Origin of the sequence: Streptomyces sp. NBC_01431 (assembly GCF_036231355.1) — a bacterium.
Taxonomy (GTDB): Bacteria; Actinomycetota; Actinomycetes; order Streptomycetales; family Streptomycetaceae; genus Streptomyces.
The window spans coordinates 4,516,354-4,531,418 of sequence record NZ_CP109496.1; the positions used below are offsets into that span (position 1 = coordinate 4,516,354).

Consider the following 15,065-nt stretch of genomic DNA (forward strand, 5'->3'; position numbering starts at 1 on the left):
GCAAGCATTTGTCGCCCACTTGGCGTGTATGTTCCGGGGCCGAGAGCCTTGGAAGGGACCAAACCGGTGAACAAGAAGCTTGCAGCCGCACTGTCCGGCGGTGCGGTACTGATGCTGACGTTGTCGGGCTGCAGCGACGACTCCAACAAGAAGGTCGACGACTGGGCGAAGACCTTCTGCAACACGGCCCAGCCCCAGTTCAAGAAGATCACCGACGCCAACGCGGCCATTCAGGCGCAGACGCGCGACGACAGCAAGCCGGCCGATGTGCAGAAGACGGACTCGGCCGCCTTCCAGCAGATCTCGGACGCCTACAAGGCGCTGGGGGCCGCCGTGGACAAGGCGGGCGCACCGCCGGTCAAGGACGGCGCGACCACCCAGCAGGAGGCCGTCAAGGAGCTGAACGCCTCCTCCGTGTCCTACGCGAACCTCCAGAAGAAGGTCGCCGCGCTCAACGCCGGCGACCAAGCCGCGTTCGCCAAGGGCCTGGAGGACATCGCGACCGAGCTCGGCAAGATCAGCTCGTCGGGTGACGCCTCGCTGAAGAAGCTCGAATCCGGCGACATCGGCACGGCCATGCAGAAGCAGCCCGGCTGCCAGAAGCAGACGCCGTCCTCGCCCGCGCCTTCGGCGTCGGGAGCGGGCGCACCGCCCGCCAAGTCGGCCTCGCCGTCCGGTTCGGCCTCGCCTTCGGGCTCCGCGTCACCGTCGGCCTCGGCCTCGCAGAGCAGCAAGCCGTAGTCCGTACGCGCCTTCGGCCGCGGCCCGGTCCCCCGAGCGGGGCCGGGCCGCGGCCGTGATGGGGTGAATGTCAGTGGCAGCGGCCACAATGGGCGGGTGAGTACGACCAGTCTTCCCGCGCCCGGTCGCGCAGCCCTGCTGCGCGACGCCCTGCTCGCCGCCGCCTTCACCGCCGACGGGCTGCTCGACCTGCTCGGCGCGCCCGCGTACGCGGCGCTGGCCCGCAGCGAGACCGTTCCCGCGCTGCGCGCCACCCGCGGGCAGGCGCCGCTCGACACGCTGGTGCGGCTGTTCCTGCTCCAACAGCCGGTCGCGTACGAGAGCGCCCGCGCGGCGCTGCCGCTTGAGGAGGGGCTCGCGGACGGCTGGGTGGTCCGCTCGGGCGACGAGGTGCGGGCCACGGTGGACGTACGGCCGTACGGCGGACCCGAGGGGCAGGACTGGTTCATCGTCTCCGACCTCGGCTGCGCGGTCGGTGGCGCGGGCGGGGCGAGCGGGCGCGACGAGGCCATGGTGCTCGGCGTCGGCGGCGCGTCGACGACGCTGGCGGGCCTGACGGTCCGGATGCCCGTGGACTCGGCCCTCGACCTCGGTACGGGCTCGGGCATCCAGGCGCTGCACGCGGCGCAGCACGCGACGCGGGTCACCGCCACCGACCTGAACCCGCGCGCGCTCGACTTCACCCGGCTCACCCTCGCCCTGTCCGGCGCGCCGGAGGCCGAGCTGAAGACCGGCTCGCTGTACGAGCCGGTGGGGGACGAGACGTACGACCTGATCGTGTCCAACCCGCCGTTCGTGATCTCGCCCGGCGCCCGGCTGACCTACCGGGACGGTGCGATGGGCGGGGACGATCTGTGCCGCACGCTCGTTCAGCAGGCGGGGGAGCGACTCAACCCCGGCGGATACGCCCAGTTCCTGGCCAACTGGCAGCACGTCGAGGGCGAGGAGTGGCAGGACAGGCTGCGGTCCTGGGTACCCCGGGGCTGTGATGCCTGGATCGTGCAGCGCGAGGTCCAGGACGTCACGCAGTACGCCGAGCTGTGGCTGCGCGACGCCGGGGACCACCGCGACGACCCCGTGCGGTACGCGGAGCGCTACGAGGCATGGCTGGACGAGTTCGAGGCGCGCAAGACCAAGGCGGTCGGCTTCGGCTGGATCACCCTGCGCCGCACTGACAGCGAGCGGCCGTCCATCGTGGCCGAGGAGTGGCCGCACCCGGTCGAGCAGCCGCTCGGCGACGCGGTACGGGCGCACTTCGAGCGGCAGGACTATCTGCGGCGGCACGACGACGCGGCGCTGCTCGCCGACCGGTTCCGGCTGGCCGACGAAGTGGTGCAGGAGCAGGTGGGGCTGCCGGGCGCCGAGGACCCGGAGCACGTGGTGCTGCGGCAGAACCGGGGCATGCGCCGCGCCACCAAGGTGGACACCGTGGGCGCGGGCTTCGCGGGCGTCTGCGACGGGCAGTTGACGGCCGGACGCATCCTGGACGCCATCGCGCAGCTGATCGACGAGGACCCGGTCCTGCTACGGGACCGGACCCCGGAGGCCATCCGGCTCCTGGTGGAACAGGGCTTCCTGGAGCCGGTGCGGGACTGACCCGATGAGGGAGGGGGACGCGTGCCTCCGTCACGGCGTCGGCCACCGCGCGTGCCTGCGTGACGGCGCCGTGCTCACCGCACGTCGGTTGATCGCCGGTCCCGGTCGAAGCCGTCTGGCGGTGCGTGATCGGCGAGCGCGACCGCCTTGTGTCACCGTCAGCCGTGTCGTTGGGGACCGGGCGGCGTCGAAGCCGTACTCAAGCTCCGCGCCCTCATCGGCAACAGCGGCGTCGACACCTGCTGGGCGTACACCTCGCCCACGAGTACCAGGGCCTCCACCCATCCCCGACCAGCACAACTACCAACTCGCGGCCGGATCGCGAACATCCCCGCAGAGGAGCTGTGCCCCTCGCCGATCGCGCCTTAGAAACCGAAGTGCGGCACCGTGACGCCCTTGGGCAGCTTCGCGCTGTTGGAGCAGTCCACCACCGGCCCGACCTTCATGGACTCCTGGTTCACCTTGGCGTCGCCGGGCAGCACCACGTTCGGCCGGTCGGTCGTCGAGCATTCCTGGGTCTGCTTGATGACGTAGCTGCCGTTCTTCTTGTCGATGTGGACGGTCTCGCTCTTGTGAATGCAGGTGGTCTGACCCGCGGGGGAGGTCTTGCACTCGCCCTTGGGTTGATCGGCGTGGGCCTGCGCGGCGCCGACGCAGATCACGGCGAGACTTCCGAGGAGCCCCGAGACGGTTGCGATCTTCTGCCGACTGAACATGTGCTGCGTTCCTTTGCAATCGAGGCCCGGACGCCTGCGCCGTTGATCGGCGTGCACCCGAGCCTTGGAGAAAGCCGAAATACGGGGACCCAGTGCCTGGCGCGTCCTCAACTGCGTCCGGCGACGGCAGCGTTGCAGCCCGGACGCGCACCCTGGTGGGTTTGTTGCGCGGCCGGGCTGCACTTGCCGTTGAGGGTTTTGTCCAGCACACCGTTGAGCGGCCCGAGCTGATCCAGGTGCACATTCAGATCGTGCGGCTCGCATATGGTGTTCTGAAGAATGTCGATGCGCTTGTTGCGGTGCTCCGAGGTGATGGGCGACCCCATGGTCCGCGAGTCGACCGGTTGCCGGGCCGACGAGAGTGCGGGGTGAGGCGCGACCACCTGCGAACCGACCTATGGGGCCGACCGCGGAGCGGAGTACGGAGTTGCTCGACCAGCGAACGCTGCGGCTACGACCACAGCCCGCCGAAACGTGCGCATCGAGCTCTCGGCAATTCCTTACTGGCCTTCCCCGTTGTCCGGGCCGTGCTCCGGGCCGTTGTCCGGGCCGTGGTCCGGGCCGTGGTCCTGACCGTAGTTGACGCCTGCACCATTCTCCGGCGCGAACACCGGAGCGCCCTCCCGGCCGTGGTGCCCATCGCCGTCCGGGTTGCCGGAGTTGGCCACGGCGTTGGCCTGCGAGGAAGCCACCGCGGTGATCGCACCGAAGCCGCCGTCGTGGGCGAAGCTGACGCCAACACCGAGGGTGGACAGCCCCGCAACCGCTGCGGCTACGACGGCAGCCCGCTGAAACTTGCGCATAATTCGACTCTTCCTTATCTGGGTGTGAAGCCCTGACCGGACTACTTAATGTAAGCATATGCATACGCAGTGTGGTCATTTGGGATCTTGCGCCCTTTCTGTCTCCGTGTCGGCTTATGGCAAGGCGCCCTTCGTCCGCCATGGACTTGAAGGGGATGAGGAAATGGTGATGCGGCGGTTGTGCGCTCACCGTTCTCCCCCTGAAACGAGATTTCCCCGGGGGTGGGTCACGGGCGGTGGAGGCCGCTCACTCGTTTGCCCGCCGACCGGAACTGCCCGTCCCGAAACTCACCGGAACCGACCCCGTCGGCACGGAACTCGTAGGCAGGAAACAGCAGATGGCCGGACCAGGTCGTACTGGTCCGGCCATCCGCTGTGTGAAAGGTGAGGAAGGGTGGAGGAAGGTTCCGCCCCGGGTTCAGCTCAGCAGGCCAAGGGGGCTCCCGCCCTCTTCGCCCCTTTCGGGACCCGGGTTGTTGGGGGAACACGTCACCTGGGGCCCGATCTGCATGTTCCCGCGGTTCAGCAGGCCCACGACGGGCAGTGACAGAGGCTCCGTCGGCACGCAGCCCTGCGCCTGACGGAGTACGTACCCGTCGCCATCAGGGGTGTTGCCGACGATCCGCTGGATGCAGGTGGTGTTGCCATGGGAGTCGGAGGTGCAAGTGCCCGGCCCTGCCGCGGCGAACGCGTGGCCGGCGCCGGCACAGGTCGCGGCGAGGCCGCCAAGAAGCCCCGACACGGCCGCGATCTTCTTCCTGCTGAACATGTGATGCGTTTCCTTTGTGAGGGGCGCCAGGGCGCCGTGCGCCGCGAACCGACCGCGCCGGACTCTGGGGGTGTCGAAGAGCCGGGCTCCAGCGTCCGGCCCAAGTCCGGGACGTTCGGGTCCGTTTCGCTTACGAAGTGAAGGGCTTGCCTGGGGAAGGCAGTTACTGCATTCAGCGGCCTCGCGCTTCGGGTGGCCGCACGTGAACGGGCCCCTTCGGGGGGTGACCCCGAAGGGGCCCGCGGAAAGCGTCGGGCACGATTACGCCGCCGACCTCACTTGGTGAACGCGTTGTTGAACTGGCCGCAGGCGGTGCCCAAGGTGTCGGAGAGGCCGAGCACGCTGAGCGGGGTGTTGGCCTCGGCCCCCGCCTGCGGGCTGCACTCCTGGTAGGGGCGGTACTGGTCGGTCACCCGCGGGCCACCGTCGTGGGCGTAGGCGGTACCGGCGCCGGCGCCGACGGCGGACAGCCCGCCGGCCACTGCCACTGCTGCGATCATGGCCTGCTGAAACTTACGCATGGAACCCTCGGCCCTTCATTGCCTGTACATCGAGGCTGATTGCCTATCGTGACTGAACGGACACTAACAGTAACGACGGGCGTCCCCAGAAGTCGCGCCCACCTCACCGAAATTGACTCTTCCTGGCCCGGAGAAATTCGCGTCCTCAGGCTCGACCCACTCGTAGGCCGAGACGTGTGGGTTGACGCCATCGGATGCCCTGTGGACCGATTGGCTCACATCCGCCGATCACTCAATCCACTCAAAAGTGGGAACACATCATGTTCTGGGTGCCCCCGTTCGCGCTTGCGGCATTCCCTTGAACTGGTCCGCCCCATCCGGGCTCCAACTGCGAAACGGAGACGCCCGTGCGAATGACCGACATCCAGCGTTGCGAGGTCCGGCCCGGACGGCTCGTCGAGTGGGCGCTCAGTCCGGCGACCGTCACCGCGGCGGCGGGCCTACCGGTGGACCCCCGGCCGCCGGCGTATGTCCAGGAGTCGCACATCAGGACCGCCCGATCCGTGCGAGAGGACGGCCTGACCGTGCCGACCTGGCTCGGCACGGCATTCGACATCCCGGGCACGGTCGATCTCGACGCGCTGCAGGACGCGTTGCGCAGCTGGACGCTTCGGCACGAGACGCTGCGCAGCGGCTTCCGTTGGGACGGCGACGAGATGCGCCGGTTCACGCTTGATGCCGAGGCCGTTTCACTCCACCGTGAGGAGGCCGGCGACTTTCCCGACGCGGCGCGACTCGTCCAGCACCTCCAGGACCGCTTCGACGCCGCCGCGAACGCGCTGAGCTGGCCCAACTTCCTTTACGCGGCGGTCATCAGGGCCGACTGCACCAGCGTGTACATGGCTTTCGACCACAGCAACGTGGACGCGTATTCCATCCAGCGCCTGCCCGCCGAGATCAACGAGCTCTACGCGGCAGCCGCCGAGGGCCGCCCCGCTGAGGAGTCGCCGGTCGGCAGTTATGTCGACTTCTGTGAGATCGAGCGGGCGGACGCGGACCGGATCGACGGCACCCACGCGATCGTCGGCCGCTGGCGCGAGTTCATCCGGCGGTGCAACGGGAAGCTGCCCAACTTCCCCGTAGAACTCGGCCTGGAGCCCGGCGGCCCGCTGCCCACGCAGAAGCTCATGCGCGAGATGCTCGTCGACGCTGACGCCGCCGCGGCGTTCGAGTCGTACTGCCGACCCTTCGGTGGCAGCCTCGTCGGCATCCTGGCCGCCACCAGCCTCATCGTCCACGAGATCAGCGGACAGCCCGTCTACCGCGCCGTCCTGCCGTTCCACACCCGGGTGAAGTCCAAGTGGTCCGATTCCGTGGGCTGGTACGTCGGCGGCGCGCCCATCGAGGTCGCCATGGACAACGCACCCGATTTCCGCGGCGCCCTGGCAGCCGTGCGCGCCGAGCTCCAGGCCAACAGGTCGCTGGCCCGCATGCCCCTTGCCCGGGTGCTGCGCCTGCTCGGCTCGGACTTCCGCCCGACCTCGCCCGACCTGTACTCGATCGTCTCGTACGTCGACGCGCGAGGCATCCCCGGTTCGGAGCGCTGGGACGAACTGGCCGCGTACGGACTCGTCCGGGTGTCCTACGGCGACCAGGTGTGCGTCTGGCTCAACCGGCTCCACGAGGGCCTGTGGTTCACCTGCCGATACCCCGACACCGATGTCGCCTTCAAGAACATGCGGCTGTACGTCGAGCGGTTGGGAGACATCATCCTCTCGGTGGCCCGCGAACAACGTGCCCTCGAACTCGCCCCACACGACCTGGTCGGCTGAACGACCCACGGCACCCCGCTTGTCGGCCACCGCCGACACGAGCAGCAGGACCCGTTCCGAGGCGCCCCCGACCACACCCACCGTCGGGGGCACCATGACGACCGCGCTCGCCGCGTCGCCCATCGAGACGCCAAGGCTGACGGCGCCCGGCCCGACGCACCGCATCGCGCCGCAGCTGTCGAGCCGTCCACCGCCAGGATTTAGCGCCAGCGGACGACGCACCCCGCGCCGCTCGCGCGGGTCGGGCGGCGCCGCGATCGGGCGGCGAGCGCAGACAACTCCGGTGGCACCAGGGCGACTTGCGCAGGCCCCGATCGGACCGACGCCTTTTCAGCCCAGAGACTTCCCGGAGTAGATCCGCACCCAACGACGAATGCCGGATCGGAATCACTCCCGATCCGGCATTTACGTCTTTGTGCCGCCGGCGGCCCGTTGACCTGACGGAAATGCCCGTACCTCGAAGATGCGGGTGGGCTTTGCGCGACATAGAAGCCTCGGTGCCCCGACCGCAGGCCGGGGCACCGAGGGAGGTGTGACTGCTACTTGCCGAAGGCGGTGTTGCTGCAGCCCATGCTGGAGCCCATGGAGGTCTGCTGCGAGCCCGCGTTGCCCTCGCCGTTCAGCAGGTTGCCGCCCAGGCCGTTGAGGATGCCGACCTGACCGAGGATGTCGACGTTGCTGTCATGCGACGTGCAGGTGGTGCTCTGCGTGATGTTGAAGAAATTGCTGTCTTCGCCCCCGCCCTTGCCCCCGCCGTGGGCCTGGGCTGTGCCCGCGGCCAGCATTCCGAGGCTGCCGAGGGCGGCGACCAGGACGGCGGCCTTGCGAAGCTTCTGCATGTCATCTCCGTTGGAGTGAAGTGGTCACGATCTGCGACAGATCGACTTCGTGTAGTTACAGAGGTAATACGAAGTATCCGCAAACCACCCGGCGGCGCGCCGAATTCGGGGAATCCCTCACCGCCTTGGTCGATTGTGGGAGCTAACCCGCCCCGTGAATCCTGGGGTTGAACTCGCGGCGGCGGGTGGGTCGATCGGTTCGCGTCGCGGGCCAGGCCGGACTTGGCGAGGCGCTAGTCGAGGCGGGCGGGCCCCTGCGGGACCTGCTTTCGGCCGCGTCGGACCACCCGGATCAGGTGGTCAAGTCCCGCGGCGGCCGGACTGGCTGACATGCGGCGACGGGGGCCGTGGCGTGGCGCAACTGGGCTATGGATAGGGCAGGTTGATTATAATTCTGGCGCCGTTCGATAAACTCCGGAATTTCGCGGCCCAGACGCGCACTCAAGCTGTTCGGACGAGAAGTGGACGAGTGCTGAGCTGGGTGTGGCCGCCACGTTGGGTCCCGGTAGTTCCGCCGTGTGAGGCTCCTCGTCCCGACTTTGCGGTCCTAGGAGAGGTGCGTGCGGGCCACGGAGGAAATGGGAGCGATGGCTTTGGGCTGATATCGGCAGACGCCGGTCAGGGAGCCTTGATCTCGGCCTTGATCTTGGGCTTGGGCTTTGGACCTTGGCCTTGATTTGATCTTGCCGCGCCTGCGGGGCACCCGCATCACCGGCCGTCGCCTGCCACAGTCCCTGGCTGGCCTTCGGTGGCCGTATCAACTGCCCGTCCCCGGCCTCGATGACGGTTACCGCGCCGAGGGTCGCCGCAGGCGCTTCCGCCCGCTGCCGTAGCCATATCCCGCCCAGGCCCCCGCCATGGCGTCGGGACGCTCAAGGGCCCGCCGTGCCGGCCCCTGACGCCGCTGGCCGCCTTGTACCAGCAGCCTGGGCACGCCCTGGGTCGTGCAGGCGCCGTGGGAATCCGGCCGGCCGGAGCCGTGATCCCTGCCGATGTCTACCGCTGATCAGCGAAGTCGTATACCGGCGGACGAAGGCCGTCAATGTCTGTGCCAGCACCGCGATCTGACCTGTCTTTAGGTAGGTCAGCGATATGCGGTCGCCGCTTCTTGATCGTCCGCACACGGATCCACGGATCCACGGATTAGCGACGGGCGATCTCCGGGGATTTCGCAGCCCGCGCGAACCGTTCAGCCGCCTGTCGTCGCCCCGGCCCCCATCGCCCCCTTGCCCGGGTGCGTAGCCCGCGCAGGCCGCCGCTCGTGTACCTCATGCCCACGGCGTACCGCAGCGATCAAGCGCATCCCCCAGCCGCTGTCACGACTTCGACCTCTGCGCCCTGCTCCGTCGGCTCGGCTGTAGTCGACGTGCCCCTCGGCTAGCTGCTCCGACATAAATCGGATAGCTGCTCCCACATAAAAGAGTCCCGGCACCGGGCCTTGGGCTCGGTGCCGGGACCTGCTTCCCGCTCTCGGTCGCCTATGCGACCGGACACACGCTTAGAAGGCGCTGTTGTTGCAGCCCATGCTCGAACCGATGTGGGTGTTCTGCGCACCCGGGTTGCCCTCGCCGTTGAGCGCGTTGCCCAGCAGACCGTTGAGCAGGCCGACCTGGCCAAGGACGTCAAGGTTCAGGTCGTGCGACTTGCAGTTGCTGCTCTGCCCGATGTTGAAGCGGTCGCCGCCCTTGCCGCCTTGGCCCCCGTCGTGCGCCTGGGCGGTGCCGGTGGCCAGCATTCCGAGGCTGCCCAGGGCAGCGACCAGGACGGCGGCCTTGCGAAGCTTGTTCATTTGCTCTCCGTTGGAGTGAGTGGATGCGATCTACGGCAGATCGATTCCTTACGGTCACGGAAATTAATACGAAATCCCATCAAACCGCCCGATGACGCGCCGGATGCCGAGATCTTGTTGTGGAAGCACTCTGAAGCCGTATTGCCCGAGAAAGGGCCCGTTCGTGTCATCCGCCAGCCATACCTGCGGAAACGCGTCGACCGCGCGTCGAGCCAACCGCTGACCGTCCGGCCTCTTCCGCGAGCGTTCAGCCGTACTTCCGTGGAGTTGTCGGCGTACGCATGAGCGTTGCTCCGGCCAGATCATTCGCCAGCAGGTGGAGACCATTTCGCTGCGGCTGCCGACCGTTCGCATGGCGAACAGTCATCGGCTGTGACATGGCGAATTCCCCGGATTCTTAAGGGACTTTGCCGATATCGGCATCATCTCGGGGGGCGCATGGAATCCCGTGGCGGTGGTTCAGGGCGCGTACGAGATCTGGTGCTTCCGCAGCGCGTATGGGTCGTGGCGCACCGAGCGGGCGATGTCGCAGGCGCCATGTCGCACGGGGTGCCGACGGCATAATGGAGTTGGCGGTACGTCAGGTGCAGCGGGTCGACGCGATGGCGTATTGCCGACGGGCTGGGGTGGAGCCGACGGGTCGGGGTGGTGCCTGGATGCTTCGGACCCTGGGCATCACGTTTGCGCGGTGCGGACCTGTCGCAATTGATGCGGGTGGCGCCAACGCCCCTCAGACACCAAAGGTGCTGGGTGCGGACGGCCTTTCAACGAGGTGCCCACCCGGTCGACCACGACGCCGACTGCCAGCCAGGTCGAACACCGTTGCAGTGCTGGCCGGCCGGGGTGCTTCTGATGGCCCTCGGTCAGACGTCATCCGGCCAAGAGCCATCACGCGAAACGGTTCGGGAGGCTTCCGCGCCTCATCGGGTCCATCGCCTCATCGGGTCCGTCCAAGACCGCCGCAAGGCAGCTTCAGGAACCGTCAGGAACGGTCTGGTGGGCACAGGCCTAGTGGTGGGCGCTGGCGGCGGCGTTCGCCTGGTTGTTGGCCTGGGTGCAGTTGACGCCGTGCGTCTCGGCGCCGGCGAGTACGGCGACGGGGAGATTCGCGTTCAGCAGGTTCTGCGGGCTGCACTCCTGGGACGGGCGGAAGAGGTTGTTCTGGGTCGCCGAGGAGGAGTCCGACGGGGCCGGGGCGGCCGTCTGGGGGGAGATCTGGGGGGAGATCTGCGGGTTCAGCTGAGGGTTGACCTGCGGGCTGACCTCGGAAGGCTGGGGCAGGGACATCCGTTGCGGGGCGGGCGAGCCGTAGGACTGCGCAGTGGCGTGGGCGGTGCTCGACGAGGCGGCCTGCGCGTCCGGCTGCGGAACGGCGGTCGGAGCGGCGCCGTACCCAACGGGCCCGGCGGCGAGGCTGGGGCCGACGCCGATGGCGGACAGGCCGCCGGCTGCTGCGAAGACAAGCGCGGCTTTATGAAGCTTTCGCATGGAACCCCTCGGCCCTTCATTGACCTGTGCGTGGAACGTATCGGAAATACATATGAGCCAGTGCAGTCGTTGCTGTTTCGCTGCCGTGTGCGGCTGCGAGGACCAGCGTCCTGGCCCAGTGCGGAACGAGATGAGTGCGGGTCCCGTTACGGGAGCTGGGACGTGGTCACCCGTTTGCCGAGGGGTGTGAATCATCATGTAAATCGTCAACGCAGGAACGCGGTCGTCCCAGTTGCCGCTTGGTGGGGTGACAAGTCCTCACTCATCCGTGGTGCGCCGGAGACGGCAAATGGGTGACGGAAATTTGGATCCCGTGACCGGGCCGGAGGAAATGTCGTTGCCAGCTGGGAGAAGGCGGCGGCCATGAACCGGAGAGAGGCAACGGGTCCGCTGTCAGCTCCGGCGTGAAGTCCACCTGACAGCCCCCCATTTCCCCTGTTCGGGCGCAGTGTGAATATCAGACTGGGCGCACGCAAGACTGCACTGAATGCAACGGATTTCCCGTGTACAGGTATTGAAGGGCCGAGGGTTCCATGCGAAAGCTTCATAAGGCCGCGCTCGTAGTAGCAGCGGCCGGCGGTCTGTCCGCCATCGGCGTCGGCGTCAGCCATGCCGACTCTCCCGGCGGGTACGGAGGTCCCGGTCCGGCGCCTGGCCCCCAGTACTCGGCACCCGAGGCCGTAGGCCCGCCTCCGCAGTACTACCAGGCTCCTCCTCCGCAGTACGCGCCTGCTCCGCAGTACCAGGCTCCGCCTCCGCAGTACTACCAGGCTCCTCCTCCGCAGTACGCGCCTGCTCCGCAGTACCAGGCTCCGCCTCCGCAGTACTACCAGCCGCAGTACGCGCCTGCTCCGCAGTACCAGGCGCCCCAGCAGAACCGCGCGCAGGCCACGGCGATGTCCAGCGCGTCGGGCACGGCACAGACCTCCGGTCAGCAGCCCTACTCCCAGCCGATGATGCAGGCCGCACCGCCCGTCGCCGCCTACGCCCAGTCGACCGGTGTCGCGCAGGCCGGGCCGCAGCCGGCGCAGATCATGCCGCAGGTAACCCCGCAGGCGGCGCCCCAGGTCACTCCGCAGGTAGCCCCGCAGGTCGCCGTGCCCCAGGTCTTCAACCCGGAGCCCGCGCCGCGTGTCGCCCCGCAGGTGAACCCCCAGGTGAACCCGCAGGTCAACCCGCTGATCAACCCGCTGATCGCACCGGTCGGCGCCCCGCAGGTACCCGGGCTCGGCCTGGGACAGCTCGCGGCGCCTCCCGTGGGCCAACTGGGTCTGCCGCGCCTCGGCTGATCCCCGCCGCGCGACCGGCCACCGTCCCCACCCGATCTGTTGCACCTCGCACCGCTCGACCAACGGAGAGAAGAAATGCGCAAGATTCAGAAGGCCGCCCTGATCGGCGCCGTCCTCGGCAGCATCGGCGCCTTCAGCGGCACCGCCTTCGCGCACGGCGAGGAGGGCGCGCACGACACCGACATCATGCAGAACTCCGAGTGCCGCTCGCACGACATGAACATCAACGTCCTCGGCAGCGTCGGCGCCCTCAACGCCCTGCTGGGCAACGGGCTCAACGGCGAAGGGTCCCCGGGTGCGCAGCCCAGCCACCTCGGTTCGGACATGGGCTGCAACAGCAAGGTCGGCTGAGCAGCCGCGCTGCGAGCCTCCCCGCATTCCCCAAGACCCCGCCCTCGTCATGTCCTTCGCGGACCTGCACGAGGGCCACTGGCTTCCGGGCCCGGCACGACTCCCTCAGCGATCGGACGACCTGGGGTGGCGTCACCGGGCCCGGGAGGTGCGGTGCGGACGTACCGAGTGGTGGGCGTCTTCCCGGGCCTGGATCCTGACGTCGGGCGTCGCCAAGTCCGCCCAACACGACCACGGTCCGCCCTCGTTGCTCGACGACCCCGCCTACGCCGCCTTCCGAGGGCGGTTGACCGGGACGGCAGCGCCCTCTACGTCCGCGTACGGAATAGACGCAACACGAATGCGGGGAAACGATTTTCCGCACGCCGGGTAGAGACGGACGCTGGCGCCTTCGAGAGCTCGTCCCGGACCTGCGCCGTGCCCCTGCGGCCTGCGCCAGTTCCCCGCTCGCCGCACTCAGGCTGCTGAGCCCGGCTTCGTACACCGCATGGTGGCGGACTCGTACAAGATCAGGGCCCCGGGCCCGACGGACGCGACCGGAGCGCCGCACGGTGTCATCCGCCCGCCGAACGCCTCCTGTTGGCCGAAGCGTGTCGGCGGCTTCCCGTGGGAACCCGCCGCATTGCGTCACCGGCGTGGACCCGTGAACCCGGCGCAGCGCCAGGGAACTTGAGGGCACGAGGTCTCGGGGCGATGTGCGTCCCGGGACCCTTCGTGCACTTCCCTTGACCGCCCCCTTCAACGACGTGTCGCGGCCCCGGTCACCGTGGCAACACGCCCAACGAGCCGAAACGGTCCGCCAGATGAACCGACGAGCCGTCACGAGCGAGCGCAGCCAAAACCCCCCCGGTAACAGCATGTAATACATCTTCAGAATTTCATCGACCATGGGCGGTAATCAGATATGCGGGAGGTCTCTCTGGGTCAATATTCCCCCGAATGTACGACGCCTCGTGCCGTGTGATGCTCGTTAGGCGGTCGTGACTTTGAAGGAAAAGAACTCAGAAAAGGCTCGTCCCCTCCTCTCGCACCAGGAAGTCGGCTGGGCGGGCCTCACGCACTGCTCGGACCTGCTTGAGGACTTCTTCGCAACCATCAGCCGGATGGAGCGGGAATACCTGCAGGCCGCGGCGGAGGGGTGGTCGGTCCAAGGCGCGCACACCCGATGAAACATCCCGGACCGCGCAGAGAAGCCAAGGAAGGAGAGGGTTCAGGATGAGGACCGACTATGACGCGGTGAACCAATACGCTGATTACACTCAGCCAATTGACGTGCAGCACATGTGGCGCACGCCTGATCCGGAGGCCCCGGCGGACGGTTGGGACCCGGACGAGGAGCTGGCCCGGATCCTGCAGCCGACGCACAGCGTGGATCCCGTCCCTCCCCCTCTGGACAGCGACAGGCACTCACGCCGCACGGTCAGCCGACGCCGGCCTCGGACAGGGTTTCACATCCTCGCCGGGAAACGCAGGATCATCGCCGTCTCGATCCTGATCGCAATAATCACCATTTGCGCGGTGACGATGCTGACCTGGTCCATCTCTTATTCGTACAATCAGCTGCGCGCCATTGCGCTGCTTGTGGCGTCTCCGCATTTGGCGCGATGGTGGCCGCTGACGGTGTACGGGCCGTGGATGCTGGCAGGTCTGTCCATCCTGCGGGCAGCCGTTCAGCACCGGACTGCTCGGCGTTCCTGGGCCGTGATGCTGATCTCCTCCGGCACTGCGGTTGCTTTGTGCATCGGCCAGGCGCCACATTCGCTTTTCGCGATGGTGGTCGTCGGAATCCCGCCGGTTACCGCCCTGGTCTGCTTCCGTGAACTCGTCGGCCAGTTCTCGCCCCGGCCCGGCCCTCGGCACGCATTCGACGTGCTGAGCGGGGCCAAGAAAGTAAGGCCGTAGGTTGCCCGAAGGATCCGGGCGGGACCGAGAGACGCCCCGTGACGGACTTCGAGACGCCCCGGGACGGACTTGACGATCGGCCGTCAGACGCCGCCACCGTGTACCGATCTCCTCTCGCGGGGAGGCGAGTTGGCCGGTCGGATACCGCGGGGCGCGGCTGGACAGGCCGATCGGCGACGGGCAGGCAAGCGTCCTGTTGAACGCATCAGGCCCTCGCAGACATCCGGGCACCGGGTGTCTGCGAGGGCCTGACCGTGTGCGGCATCGGGTGTTGAAGGGGACAGCACGACGAGCGCACCGCCCGGTCGGTTCCGGCAAGGCGCTTGAGCCCTGGGCGAGGCGGTGGCTGTCGACCGCAGGCGCGGAGCACGGCGTTGAGGGCACGGTCTTCGCGCCATGGGAAGCGCGTGCACCGGCGTCCCCCGGGCGTCCCCGGACGGGAACTCGGCGCGATCGGCGTCCGTTTCTATTTATGGGAAACGCCGTCCT

At 68.0% G+C, this 15,065-nt stretch carries 15 protein-coding genes; 7 read left to right on the forward strand and 8 right to left on the reverse strand.

Annotated features, from left to right (window positions below):
• Window positions 1–66: 66 nt before the first annotated feature.
• Complete coding sequence (locus OG522_RS20855) at window positions 67–741, forward strand: small secreted protein (RefSeq protein ID WP_329464500.1); 675 nt, start codon at window positions 67–69, stop codon at window positions 739–741.
• A 96-nt stretch (window positions 742–837) separates the two neighbouring features.
• Window positions 838–2,337 (forward strand): DUF7059 domain-containing protein, encoded by a 1,500-nt coding sequence (locus tag OG522_RS20860; RefSeq protein WP_329464501.1) that lies wholly within the window; start codon window positions 838–840, stop codon window positions 2,335–2,337.
• A 365-nt stretch (window positions 2,338–2,702) separates the two neighbouring features.
• Here the strand turns inward: OG522_RS20860 and OG522_RS20865 are convergent, their stop codons facing one another.
• The 5 genes from OG522_RS20865 to OG522_RS20885 all read right to left on the reverse strand — a co-directional run bounded on the left by OG522_RS20865 (window position 2,703) and on the right by OG522_RS20885 (window position 5,146).
• The gene (locus OG522_RS20865) at window positions 2,703–3,053 is read right to left on the reverse strand and encodes a hypothetical protein (protein WP_329464502.1); all 351 of its coding nucleotides are present in this window, start codon (window positions 3,051–3,053) and stop codon (window positions 2,703–2,705) included.
• Between the two features lie 107 nt (window positions 3,054–3,160).
• On the reverse strand, window positions 3,161–3,379 hold the full coding sequence (locus OG522_RS20870) for a hypothetical protein (RefSeq protein ID WP_329464503.1): 219 nt from the start codon (window positions 3,377–3,379) through the stop codon (window positions 3,161–3,163).
• A 174-nt stretch (window positions 3,380–3,553) separates the two neighbouring features.
• Complete coding sequence (locus tag OG522_RS20875; RefSeq protein ID WP_329464504.1) at window positions 3,554–3,856, reverse strand: hypothetical protein; 303 nt, start codon at window positions 3,854–3,856, stop codon at window positions 3,554–3,556.
• 418 nt (window positions 3,857–4,274) lie between these two features.
• Window positions 4,275–4,625, reverse strand: a complete 351-nt coding sequence (locus tag OG522_RS20880) for a hypothetical protein (RefSeq protein ID WP_329464505.1) — start codon at window positions 4,623–4,625, stop codon at window positions 4,275–4,277.
• A gap of 275 nt (window positions 4,626–4,900) precedes the next feature.
• Window positions 4,901–5,146: a hypothetical protein gene (locus OG522_RS20885; protein ID WP_329464506.1), complete on the reverse strand. Its 246-nt coding sequence runs from the start codon at window positions 5,144–5,146 to the stop codon at window positions 4,901–4,903.
• A gap of 347 nt (window positions 5,147–5,493) precedes the next feature.
• Here OG522_RS20885 and OG522_RS20890 point away from each other — a divergent pair, with 347 nt between their 5' ends.
• On the forward strand, window positions 5,494–6,918 hold the full coding sequence (locus tag OG522_RS20890) for a condensation domain-containing protein (protein ID WP_329464507.1): 1,425 nt from the start codon (window positions 5,494–5,496) through the stop codon (window positions 6,916–6,918).
• Window positions 6,919–7,457: 539 nt separating this feature from the next.
• On the opposite strand, the gene OG522_RS20895 is transcribed toward OG522_RS20890, so the two are convergent.
• The 3 genes from OG522_RS20895 to OG522_RS20905 form a co-directional block, all read right to left on the reverse strand.
• On the reverse strand, window positions 7,458–7,757 hold the full coding sequence (locus tag OG522_RS20895; protein ID WP_329464508.1) for a hypothetical protein: 300 nt from the start codon (window positions 7,755–7,757) through the stop codon (window positions 7,458–7,460).
• A 1,498-nt stretch (window positions 7,758–9,255) separates the two neighbouring features.
• A complete protein-coding gene (locus tag OG522_RS20900; RefSeq protein WP_329464509.1) occupies window positions 9,256–9,546 on the reverse strand; it encodes a hypothetical protein in 291 nt (96 codons plus the stop codon).
• 1,008 nt (window positions 9,547–10,554) lie between these two features.
• Window positions 10,555–11,034, reverse strand: a complete 480-nt coding sequence (locus OG522_RS20905) for a hypothetical protein (RefSeq protein WP_329464510.1) — start codon at window positions 11,032–11,034, stop codon at window positions 10,555–10,557.
• 533 nt (window positions 11,035–11,567) lie between these two features.
• Here OG522_RS20905 and OG522_RS20910 point away from each other — a divergent pair.
• The 4 genes from OG522_RS20910 to OG522_RS20925 all read left to right on the forward strand — a co-directional run bounded on the left by OG522_RS20910 (window position 11,568) and on the right by OG522_RS20925 (window position 14,576).
• Entirely contained in the window at window positions 11,568–12,323 is a 756-nt protein-coding gene (locus OG522_RS20910; protein ID WP_329464511.1) for a hypothetical protein, read from the forward strand.
• A 75-nt stretch (window positions 12,324–12,398) separates the two neighbouring features.
• Window positions 12,399–12,674, forward strand: a complete 276-nt coding sequence (locus tag OG522_RS20915) for a hypothetical protein (RefSeq protein ID WP_329464512.1) — start codon at window positions 12,399–12,401, stop codon at window positions 12,672–12,674.
• A 980-nt stretch (window positions 12,675–13,654) separates the two neighbouring features.
• Window positions 13,655–13,843, forward strand: a complete 189-nt coding sequence (locus tag OG522_RS20920; protein ID WP_329464513.1) for a hypothetical protein — start codon at window positions 13,655–13,657, stop codon at window positions 13,841–13,843.
• A 46-nt stretch (window positions 13,844–13,889) separates the two neighbouring features.
• Window positions 13,890–14,576 (forward strand): DUF2637 domain-containing protein, encoded by a 687-nt coding sequence (locus OG522_RS20925; protein ID WP_329464514.1) that lies wholly within the window; start codon window positions 13,890–13,892, stop codon window positions 14,574–14,576.
• Window positions 14,577–15,065: the final 489 nt, after the last annotated feature.

Coding starts and splice junctions, on each gene's coding strand:
- OG522_RS20900 (WP_329464509.1), bottom strand. CDS start 9,546: ATGAACAAGCTTCGCAAGGCCGCCGTCCTGGTCGCTGCCCTGGGCAGC.
- OG522_RS20865 (WP_329464502.1), bottom strand. CDS start 3,053: ATGTTCAGTCGGCAGAAGATCGCAACCGTCTCGGGGCTCCTCGGAAGT.
- OG522_RS20915 (WP_329464512.1), top strand. CDS start 12,399: ATGCGCAAGATTCAGAAGGCCGCCCTGATCGGCGCCGTCCTCGGCAGC.
- OG522_RS20870 (WP_329464503.1), bottom strand. CDS start 3,379: ATGGGGTCGCCCATCACCTCGGAGCACCGCAACAAGCGCATCGACATT.
- OG522_RS20885 (WP_329464506.1), bottom strand. CDS start 5,146: ATGCGTAAGTTTCAGCAGGCCATGATCGCAGCAGTGGCAGTGGCCGGC.
- OG522_RS20875 (WP_329464504.1), bottom strand. CDS start 3,856: ATGCGCAAGTTTCAGCGGGCTGCCGTCGTAGCCGCAGCGGTTGCGGGG.
- OG522_RS20895 (WP_329464508.1), bottom strand. CDS start 7,757: ATGCAGAAGCTTCGCAAGGCCGCCGTCCTGGTCGCCGCCCTCGGCAGC.
- OG522_RS20905 (WP_329464510.1), bottom strand. CDS start 11,034: ATGCGAAAGCTTCATAAAGCCGCGCTTGTCTTCGCAGCAGCCGGCGGC.
- OG522_RS20925 (WP_329464514.1), top strand. CDS start 13,890: ATGAGGACCGACTATGACGCGGTGAACCAATACGCTGATTACACTCAG.
- OG522_RS20880 (WP_329464505.1), bottom strand. CDS start 4,625: ATGTTCAGCAGGAAGAAGATCGCGGCCGTGTCGGGGCTTCTTGGCGGC.
- OG522_RS20910 (WP_329464511.1), top strand. CDS start 11,568: ATGCGAAAGCTTCATAAGGCCGCGCTCGTAGTAGCAGCGGCCGGCGGT.